At 62.4% G+C, this 10,296-nt stretch carries 3 protein-coding genes; 1 reads left to right on the forward strand and 2 read right to left on the reverse strand.

Annotation, left to right across the window (positions count from 1 at the left end; translation table 11 throughout):
• Nucleotides 1–123: 123 nt before the first annotated feature.
• Both ICY20_RS02125 and ICY20_RS02130 read right to left on the reverse strand, forming a co-directional pair.
• The gene (locus ICY20_RS02125; RefSeq protein WP_194936833.1) at nt 124–5,193 is read right to left on the reverse strand and encodes a dermonecrotic toxin domain-containing protein; all 5,070 of its coding nucleotides are present in this window, start codon (nt 5,191–5,193) and stop codon (nt 124–126) included.
• Nucleotides 5,194–5,268: 75 nt separating this feature from the next.
• A complete protein-coding gene (locus ICY20_RS02130; RefSeq protein WP_194936834.1) occupies nt 5,269–8,367 on the reverse strand; it encodes a transglycosylase domain-containing protein in 3,099 nt (1,032 codons plus the stop codon).
• 494 nt (nt 8,368–8,861) lie between these two features.
• Between ICY20_RS02130 and ICY20_RS02135 the strand changes: the two genes are divergently transcribed.
• The gene (locus tag ICY20_RS02135; RefSeq protein ID WP_159956823.1) at nt 8,862–10,280 is read left to right on the forward strand and encodes an amino acid permease; all 1,419 of its coding nucleotides are present in this window, start codon (nt 8,862–8,864) and stop codon (nt 10,278–10,280) included.
• The last annotated feature ends 16 nt before the right edge of the window (nt 10,281–10,296 follow it).

The following is a 10,296-nucleotide window of genomic DNA, read 5'->3' on the forward strand; positions in this document are numbered from 1 at the left end:
TCAACACTGGTACGGCGTACGTCGTTAAGCCATGGCCGCCGTTCAGAGATACGGCGATACACCTGACGGGTGCCCCGCCAGCGGTTGCGAGGGCACTGTCAAGGTGATCTGGACCTGCGAAGTTCAAGTACGATTGGTTCGCCCGCTTGCCTTGTCGAGGGCCTCGCGTGTCAGGCGGCGCATCCATTCCTGCTCGTTGTAGCCCAGGTCGTTGAGCAGGCGGTTGTAGGTGTCGTCGCTGATCGGCGCGTCGGCAAATGCCACGGTCTCGGGTACATCGAGTTCCTGCGCTAGCGCCTTGAGCTGTTCCCTCAGTTGCGGTTGTTGTGTCTCGAGCCATTGCGCCTGCAGGGGTTGCAGGTCATCCAGGCGGTAGAACTTCTGCGTGTACGCAATGACATTCTCTTGATAGAGGCTGTCGTGGGTTTCCCGCAGGAAGTGCTCCCAGTACGTTTCCAGCAACATCTGGTTGACCAGCCCGTCACCCTGGCCCAACTCCAGCACGGTGAGGTAGGCCTGCTCTATTTGTGCCGGGCTGACGCGGGCTGTCTCGCGGTACAGCATGTGGTCCGACAGCCAGGGCAGGTCCAGCCGCTTGGCTAAAGAGGTCTGGTAGGCGAGGTGCACATCGACTTCATCCACCGTGCCCGGTTCGCCGTCGACCAGCTGTGAGCGCAGCCGCAACCCTTCGCCACCGGCGTTTTTTTCGCGCAAGCGGCGGGCGATGTCCTCCTGCGCGACTTGGTTCAGGTGCTTGAAGCGCGCCGTGCCCTTGGCGAGGGTGACCAAGCGGCCTTCAAGCTCACTCAGCGATACTGAAAACCGCCGGGCTTCGCTGGCCATCACCTCGATGCCCATTTCATTGAAGATCTGTGCGCCACCATCGCCACACAAACCTGGGAAGCTTGACAGCCTGAACAGCCGCTCGCGCAGGGCGCTGTCGGCGTGGGTGGCGTTGATCAAGCGCCAGACCCGTTGCGCTTGCTCGCCTTTGTTGAGGGCATAGCGCTGCACGTCTTCAGGGTGCTCAAAAAACGTGGGAGGCTCCAGGAACTTGATGACTTCAAAGAAGCCCTGGGAGCCGTGTTCGGCTTCAACGGCGTCCCACAGTTGCTCGCGGATAAGGCGGGTGTCGGAGTCGGCGTCCTCCATCCAGGGGTCGCTGTTGCCCTGGGGTTCGTAGGTGCGATAAGGGTCCAGCCCGGCTTCGGTACGGTAGCGTTCGTACAGTTCGCGTTGATCATCGCTCAGGGCATTGCGGTCCAGGCGCGTGCGCGCCACGGTGCGGGCTGCGGTGGGTTCGGGCGTCAGCGGGGGCAGGCTTGTAATCGGGTTGCCGCTCAGGTTGAGGTCGAACGCCTCGTTTCTGGCGTGGGCAAACAGGCCGGCGGGCCATTGGCTGATCTGCGTATGGTTGAGGTCAAGGCGGCGCAAGTGGGGCATGCGGCGGATGTTGGGGGGGAGGTCCAGCGGGTTGTGGCTCAGGCTTATCACGTGCAGGCGACGTAGCGCGCTCAGCCGCAGGACGTCTTCAGGAAACAACGTCATGCGGTTGTTCGACAGGTTTAAGTTCTGCATAAAGCGCATGGCCTCCAGTTCTTGCGGCAAACGCGTGAGGCTGTTGTGGCTCAGGTCCAGGGAGCGCAATGACGGGAAGTGTTTGAGCAAGGGGCAATGGGTTTGGCTGAAGCGGCTCTGGCTCAGGCCCAGGTAGGTCACGTGCTCGAAGTTGACGGTCAGCGGGGGCGGGGAGTCGGGCAGCGGCACGCCGTCCAGGTCCAGCCGGGCACCGCTTTTGACGTTGCCCCAAGGGTCGGTGTATTCGGCGAAGCGATCGCCCCAGCAGTGTTCAAGTACATGCACCAGGCGTTTGCGCCTGATCTGTTGTTGATACTCCTCGGGGCTGCCTTTGGGGTGCAGGATGGGCGACTGCTTCCAGGCACGCAGTTGGGCGTGCAGGGTGTGTTTCTCAACGGTCAGGTCATTCAGGGTGGTGCCCAACTGGTCAGGGGGTATTTCGCTGATAAAGCGATTCAGGCGTTGGTCGTTCAAGCTCGGAAATATGCGCTGCAGCACGTCCCGGGCGTGCTCGGGATGGGTTGCAGCCGGGTTGGCGCGGCACCTGCTGAGCGTCGGCCCACCGAGCAAGTGTTGGGTGTGTCGGTCCATGACACGGTGGGTTTGAGGTGTGGCAAGCACCTGGCGTCGCTCGGCCAAGGGTTCAAGGGTGGTCATCAACCAGCGCTGGAAGGTGTCACCCTCACCGGGCTTGAAACCCAGGCGGGTCTCGTCGCCCAGGCTCAGCAGCACAGCCTCGTACAGGCTGGCAGGGCTGTGCAACAACTGGCCCTCGCCGTCATACACCGCATAGCCGAGGCTGTTATGCACCAGCACCCGGTGTGTGGTGGCCGTCGCCGGGCCGGCTTCACTGCGCAGGGGGCCGCTCAGGCTGGCCTCATGAATTTCGAGGTGGCGGTCGAACAGCGCATCGGTGTTGAGCAGCAGGGTTTTGAGCACCAGGTTTTCGGTCGCCGGGGTGGGCAATGCCGGGGGGTAAAAGCCTTCGTAGGCGCGTACTGACGTGGCGCTCACGTACAACTCACTGGCCTGGTTGCGCAAGCGCAGTGGCCAGCGTTGTGTGTCGGTAAAGGCCTGTCGCTCGTTGGGGCGGGCGGTGCCCAACACTGGCCGTGCCAGGCTTAGGTCCAGCTCTGGATGGTCCTGGCGCAGGCCGACAAGCTGCGGGTCGTCACTCGCTTGCGCGGCGCGGTGTAGGGCGGGTGCGATGTCGTCGGTCTGGCTCAATACGTAATCGGCCAGCTTGTCGCGCAAGGCTTGCACACGTTGTTCAGCGGGCACCTCGGCGCCCAGCAGTGTGGTGATCGCGGTGTCGTCGAGAAACCCCAGCACCCGCTCGGGTAAACGCCCGGACAAGACCTCACCCAGGCTCATGCGCAACGTGTCGACAGGGAGCGCAGCCTTGGCGCCATAGCAGTGCGAGCTGCCTGTCAGGTCGGGCTTGAGAAACACTTCCAGGGCTTTGTCCTGCGGCCAGCCCTCAAGCTCAGTGACCATTTGCTCAAACCAGTCGGCGGCCGGGTCCGGGCTCAAGGCTTGCCCCGTGCGAATCCGTTCACTGGCAATCGTGAGGGATTGTCGGGCCTCCAGGCGCTTGAGGCTGGCGTCGAGCAGCGGCGGCGGGGGTTCGTTATGCACGTACATCCGGCGCAGGTCTGCGTCTTCGGTGCCGCTGGCGATGCGCAGTTGCTCCAGCTGCGTATCGCTGAACGGTTGCACCCGATGGCCCAGGCGCCGCAGCAATTGCACGCGGTCCCAGGTGCGCGGCTGTTCGCCCTCATGGGTCACCGCGCCGTCGCCGTTCAATTGCAAACGCGGTCGGTAGGCGTGCGGGCGGTCGGGGTGAATGGCGCGGTGATCATCGTTGAGCGGGTCGTATTTTACCTCCAGGTGATGGGCCTCCAGGGCCAACAGGGTTTTGCCATCTTGGGTGTGAAGGCCGGCGGGGGAAGGGGCTGAGCCTTCGATAATCCTCAGGTTTTTTTGTGCATAGGGGCGGATGTCCGGGTTCCACAAACGCGGGGTACCTTCGCTGCGCTGCACCGGCACCAGGCCTTCGACAAACGATGAAAGTTTAGGTCGCACCAGCGTGCCGATATGGCCGCCAGCCGCAAACAGGGCGAATTGGATCACGCTGTCGGCCACCCCGATCACGTGCTCCCAGGCTTCGGTGCCACGGCCCTGCGCCCAGTCGAGAATGCCTTCGAACACATCGTCCATGATCTGGTAGGCGCTGTAGGCAAGCATCAATTCGCCCAGGCCTGGCACGAAGGGCGTCAGCACCAGCAGCGCCGCGTTGAGGATATCGGCGAGCATCTGTTCAAGGTTGTCCCACCAGGCCCAGCGCGCACGGCGGTCGACGTCTGCGGTAGAGAGCGCGATGTCGCGCGCGTCGTTGACGATTTTGTTCAACTGGGTGCGAAACAGGTAATCCCATAGCGTATCGGTGGCGGGCGTGGGTGGGCGCTGCTGGTAATCGTCCTGCCAGCGTTGCACGCTGAAGTACAGGTTGGGGTGGCTGATGGGCGTGTCTCTCCAACTCGGCCTGCTATCGCTAGGTGCCTGCTGATGCCATTTGACCTGGCTCAGCCGCGCATTGAGACCCGCGAAGAACGCGCCCCGCTCGCGATGGGGCACAAACTGGCTGAAGAACACTTGATAGCCTGCCTTGTCGCGCAATTGGCGGGTCAACTGCGCCATGAATGCCAACGGCGACGGGTATTCCTTGAGTGGGTGATCGGGGTCTTCGGCGACGTAGGCGATCACCCGGGTGCCGGGGGTGTTGATAAACAACACGATACCCACCAAGGCCACATTCATCAGGCTGAGGGTGTGCGCGTGTAGCGCAGCGCCGTCGAGCCGCGCATCCGCGTGATCATCGACGCATTTGAGCAGCGCGGCATGCCCGTGTTGTTTCAGGTCGCCCTTGAGCAGGGCTATATGGGCGGCGCTTTTCAGGGCTGCCTTGTGGCGGGCAACGGCCTCGTCGCGCAAGGTGCGGGCCAGCGCTGAATGATTGAAGCCGAGGGCGTGGGTGAGCTGTCGTTGATACTGGCCGCCGATATCCAGGGTGCGGCAAATCTGTTTGAACCGCTCAGCCGTGAGACGTGCACCGCTGATGCGGTGGTCGATCGACACCACGTCGCGTTGGCCGCGGGCGTCTTGCGGGCCGAGGAAGGCAAAGTCGAGAAAGGTGTCGCCGGCGGCAAAGTTGTACAGCGCCGCGTCGAGCAGGGAAAAGGTCTTGCTGCTTTGTGCGCCACTGACGTTGAGGGTCCACCAGGCCTTGGCGGCATCGACATAGATGCGCAGGTAGGTATTGCGTACGTCGATGTCGCCGTAGTCGGGGCGCAACGCGCTTTTGAGCAAGGGTTCGGCGAATGCATACACATCGTTCAAAGGGGCGAGCCGTTTATCCAGCGTGTTTTGGCGGTGCCAGTGTTCGGCAAGCGCGGCCTTTAACGAGGGGGTTGGGGCGCCAGTCTTGAAACCCACGGCCTTGAGCGCGGCGAGGCGCGTGCGTGTGGTCTGGGTCACCCAGGGTGGCAGGGTGGCGAGGATATGCGCGTGATGGGCACCGTTGTAGGAGGCGTCGGTTGTCGTTGAATCGGGCATGGATCAGGTCCTGGTAAGGTTGATCCATCAGTGTGTTTAAAGGGCTTCGAGCCGTGTGGCAGATAGATAGCACCGTCAGTGATTGGCCACGCACAATGCCGGGCCCTGCGATTGCAATAATGGGTTGAGAATCGGGGCCATGCCCTTGAGCACCTGCACCGGCAATGCCGAGGTAAAGGTGAAATTCTGCGCCGATGTGCCGGGCACAAAGGCGGTGAGGGTGCCGAAGTGATGGGCGCCGATGTAGAACACAAAGGTTGCCGTGCGGTTGATTGATTTGGAGCTCAGCATGCGCCCGCCGGTGCCCATTGCCTGCAGGCGGTTATCCCCGGTGCCGGTCTTGCCGCCCATGGCTAGCGGCGTGCCGTCTGGAAGCGTAAAGCTGCCGGCCACACGTTTGGCGGTACCGGCGTCGACCACTTGGGACAGTGCGCCGCGCAGTGCACTGGCGACTTCGCTGGGCAGCACGCGCTTGCCGCGGTTGGGGTCATTGACTACGCGGGTTTCGTAGGGTGTGCCGCTGGCGAATGTCAGGCTGTCGATGCGCAGCACCGGCAGGCGCACGCCGTCGTTGAGGATGATCCCCATCAGTTCTGCCAGGGCCGCCGGGCGGTCGCCCGAACTGCCTATCGCGGTGGCCAGCGACGGCACCAAATGGTCGAACGGGTAGCCCACTGCCTGCCAGCGTTGGTGGATATCAAGGAACGCTTCGATCTCCAGCATGGTGCGGATGCGGCTGTCGCGGGCGCTCTGATGGCGGCTCTTGAACAGCCAGCTGTAGACTTCCTGGCGCTCGAATTCACTGGCTTTGACCACCTCACCAAAGGTTGCCTCGGGGTGGTTGAGCAGGTAGCCCAGCAGCCACAGGTCCAGCGGGTGCACCTTGGCGATATAGCCTTGGTCTGGCAGGTCGTAGGCGCCTGGGCCGTAGCTTTGGTAGAGGCGGCCCAGACGTTCGTCGGTAAGCTTGTCGCTGGTTTTGACGTTTTTGAGGTGTGAGCGCACGAAGCTGTTGAAGCTCTCTTGGCTGGCCTGCGGTAACAGATACCGATGCACGGCCGCCAGGCGAATCGCAGTGGGGTGCAGGCTGTCCATGAAGGTGTCGAGGCGCGCCTGGGTGTCCTTGGTGCGGTATTTTTTCCAGAACTTGAGCAGGAATGCGGTGCCTTCGTGGTCGGCGAATTTGGCCAGGTATTCCTGGCGGCGCGGGTCGTTGTCGTCCTTGAGCAGGCGCGCGCTGTTGTCTTCGCCGGAGTACGTGGTGTAGCGCACCAGGTCTCGCATCAGGCGAATGAACGGCAGGTTGATCGACTCGCGCAGGGCGTCGCGCAGGGTCGGGCTGCGGCCGTTGTCTTCGTTGCGAAAGTTATGAAAGCGGTGCAGGCCGCCGCCGGTGAAAAACGCCTCGCCGGGGCTGGCCGAATAGGTGCGGTTGAGGGCTGCGTCGAGCATTTTTGCCAGGTCGCGGTCAGGGCTCTGGGCCAAATAGTCCAAGGCCCAGCGTGAGAGCGGGTCCTGGTCGGGTACCTCGACGTGTTTCAACTCGGCCGGTGTTTTTGCACCGTAGCGCGTGTGCAGCTCATTGATGATTTGCAGGTAAGTGGTCAGCACCCTCAGCTTGGCGGTGGAGCCCAGTTCCAGCTTGCTGCCTTCGTTGATATCGAAGGGCTGGTCGGTGTTGTCGGTTTGCACCCGCACGCGCGCGCCATCGGGCGTCAGTTCGAACAGCGTGAAGCTGTAGCGCACTTGGGGCGTGCTTTGTGGCGTGAGCAGGCGCGGGCCGAGCAAGCCCATTTGGGCGGCGAACGCGGGGTCGGCCAGGCGCTTGAGGTAGTCGGTGGTCTGGGCTTGCAACTCGCTTTGCAGGGTGCTGGTGGCGGACAGGTCGAGGCGATCGAGGTCATACAGCGGGCGGTCGAGCAGGCTGGCGAGGCGGCTGCGGGCGACGTTGATCGCTTTGTTGGTTTCCATCGGCTGGGTTGTGGGTTGCTGTTGCCAGTCGCGGAAGGTGACGTGAGCGGCGAGGGCGGCAGCGGTCAAGCCGGCTGGAATCACGTTGTTCTGCGCAAGCAGGCGCAGATGGCTGTCGGTCAATTGCGCCAGCTCCGCGCGGCCCTTGTTCAGGTAATGGGACGGCCGACGTTGGGCAATCATCAACGACAGCATCTGGCGCAGAGCCAGCCCGCGTGCGGCCAGGCTTGTCGGGTCTTGGGCGGTATCACTCAAGGCCTGGTTGACCTGATTGAAATCGGCGCCGTACCACACCCGCAACCCCTCGGCCATACCGTGCACCTCGCCGTGGCCCGGTACGGCCGACAGCGGCACACTGTTGAGGTAATCGCGCAGGATGTTCTGCCGGCTACCGAGTGTGTTCGGCCCGGCCTGGTAGGCCCTGACGCTGGCGGAAACCATCTGGCGTATCTTCTCGCCACCGGAAAGGGTCAGGCCCTCGGGCGAATGGCGATACTTTTCCAGTTGCGTGGCCAGGGTGCTGCCACCGGCGGTCTGCCCGGGCAAATGCATGAGTTTGGCCACCTGCGACCAGGCGGCCTTGGCAAAACGCGGCCAATCCACGGCCGGGTTGGCCAGGGGTTGCCTGGGGTCGAGCAGGTCACGATCTTCGATAAATAGCAGGCTCTGCGTCACCAGCGGCGGGATCGCGGCAAAGCTGGCGTAGAGTTGCTGTGGGTAGGTGAAGCTGTACAGCGGCGTGGCACGGCAATCGGTGATGCTCAGGCCGGCCTGGACTTTTTCTGCGTAGGGCACGAACAGCCCGCGCTGGGCGTAATCCGTCAGCGCCGGTGAGAAGCGTGCCTGGGCCTGGATCAGGTAATTGCGCTTGAGCAGGCGCGGCAGGAATTCATCGAGGGCGCTGTAGCCCAGGCGTTGGTCAAATGGGCCGTCGCCGGGGTAAATGATGGCGGCGCTGGCGCCGGGTTCCACCTGATAACTCAGCGAAGCGGCAAATGGGCTGAGGTGCTCGGCCTGCAGTCGTGAGGTGCGCATCTCTTTGCTGGCGGCCCATGCCAGGGCCACCACGGCGAGCAGCAGTATCAGCCACACCAGCCGCCACCACAGCTTTCGTGAGCGGGGGCTTTGTGGCAATGGCGGCTGATCCGGGCTGTCGGTGGGTACCGCTGCCTTGTTCGAATCGGTTTGCCATAAAGCGCCCATAGTCGATTGATCCATTTACGCAGATTGATCGGACCTGGTTAAAGCTTAGACGCTGGTGGGCGGTCAGGGGGAAATTGTCGAGTCAACGTTGCGAGTGCTTTGTGGCCGTCTCGAACTGTTCCAGCCGGGACGTATTTCTATACCGCCAGCAGCGCGCAGCCAGTCAGTACGTTGGCAGGTGGGCAGGCTGCCCATTCAATGACGCTGCACCATAGCTGTGCAATACTCGCCGCCGCTTAATAGGCGATGATTCCTACACAAGGCCGGAAATACCTCTCCGCAAAAGCCGCTTTTGCCGAGAGTTCTCGCTGAATCTTGCCTGTTATAGAGTGAAAAACCCTGGGTTGGGCTTTTTATACTGCACCCCCGCTGAACTGGCCTGGCCAGACGGGTTGGCCCATGAGGCCGGCACGGTGTGAGGGCGTCATGGCAGACCCGCCGTGGCGCCGAGCACGCGGTGGCTCAATCCAATAACAAGACGAGGTTGTACCCCTATGCCAGTTGGCAACCACCTGCCCCATGGCGAGACCGCTCAAGGCGGCCCGCTCAAACGTGAACTGGGTGAACGGCATATTCGCCTGATGGCCCTCGGCGCCTGCATCGGTGTCGGCCTGTTCCTGGGCTCGGCCAAGGCCATTGAAATGGCCGGCCCGGCGATCATGTTGTCCTACATCATTGGCGGCCTGGCGATCCTGGTGATCATGCGCGCCCTCGGCGAGATGGCGGTGCATAACCCCGTCGCCGGCTCCTTCAGCCGTTACGCCCAGGATTACCTCGGCCCGTTGGCGGGCTTTCTCACCGGCTGGAACTACTGGTTCCTGTGGTTGGTGACCTGCGTGGCGGAAATCACGGCCGTGGCCGTGTACATGGGCGTGTGGTTCCCCGACACGCCACGCTGGATCTGGGCCCTGGCGGCCTTGATCAGCATGGGCAGCATCAACCTGATCGCAGTCAAGGCCTTCGGTGAATTCGAGTTCTGGTTTGCCTTGATCAAAATCGTCACCATCATTGCGATGGTGATCGGCGGCGTCGGTATCATCGCGTTCGGCTTTGGCAATGACGGTGTAGCACTGGGTATCTCCAACCTTTGGGCCCACGGCGGCTTTATGCCCAATGGCGTGCAAGGCGTGTTGATGTCCCTGCAAATGGTGATGTTCGCCTACCTGGGGGTGGAGATGATCGGCCTCACTGCCGGTGAAGCGAAGAACCCGCAGAAGACCATTCCGAGTGCTATCGGCTCGGTGTTCTGGCGCATCCTGCTGTTCTATGTGGGCGCGTTGTTCGTGATCCTGTCGATCTACCCGTGGAATGAAATCGGCACCCAGGGCAGCCCGTTTGTGATGACGTTCGAGCGCCTGGGCATCAAGACCGCCGCTGGCATCATTAACTTTGTGGTGATCACTGCGGCATTGTCGTCCTGCAACGGCGGCATCTTCAGCACCGGGCGCATGCTCTACAGCCTGGCGCAGAACGGTCAGGCACCGGCCACGTTCGCCAAGACCTCCAGCAACGGCGTGCCGCGCAAGGCACTGCTGCTGTCGATCTTCGCGCTGCTGCTGGGTGTGTTGCTCAACTACCTGGTGCCGGAAAAAGTCTTCGTCTGGGTGACCTCGATTGCGACCTTCGGCGCGATCTGGACCTGGTTGATGATCCTGCTGGCCCAGCTCAAGTTTCGTAAGGGCCTGAGCCCTGCGGAGCAGGCCGGGCTCAAGTACCGCATGTGGCTGTACCCGGTCAGTTCCTACTTGGCATTGGCGTTCCTGTTGCTGGTAGTAGGCCTGATGGCGTACTTCCCCGACACCCGCGTGGCGCTGTATGTAGGGCCGGTATTCCTGGTGCTGCTGACGGTGGTGTTCTACGTGTTCAAGTTGCAACCGACCCAGGTTGGCCAGGGCACCGCGCGCTCGGTGTAATGTGAGTTCAAGGCTG

The sequence above is a fragment of the Pseudomonas pisciculturae genome, from assembly GCF_015461805.1.
Classification (GTDB): Bacteria; Pseudomonadota; Gammaproteobacteria; order Pseudomonadales; family Pseudomonadaceae; genus Aquipseudomonas; species Aquipseudomonas pisciculturae.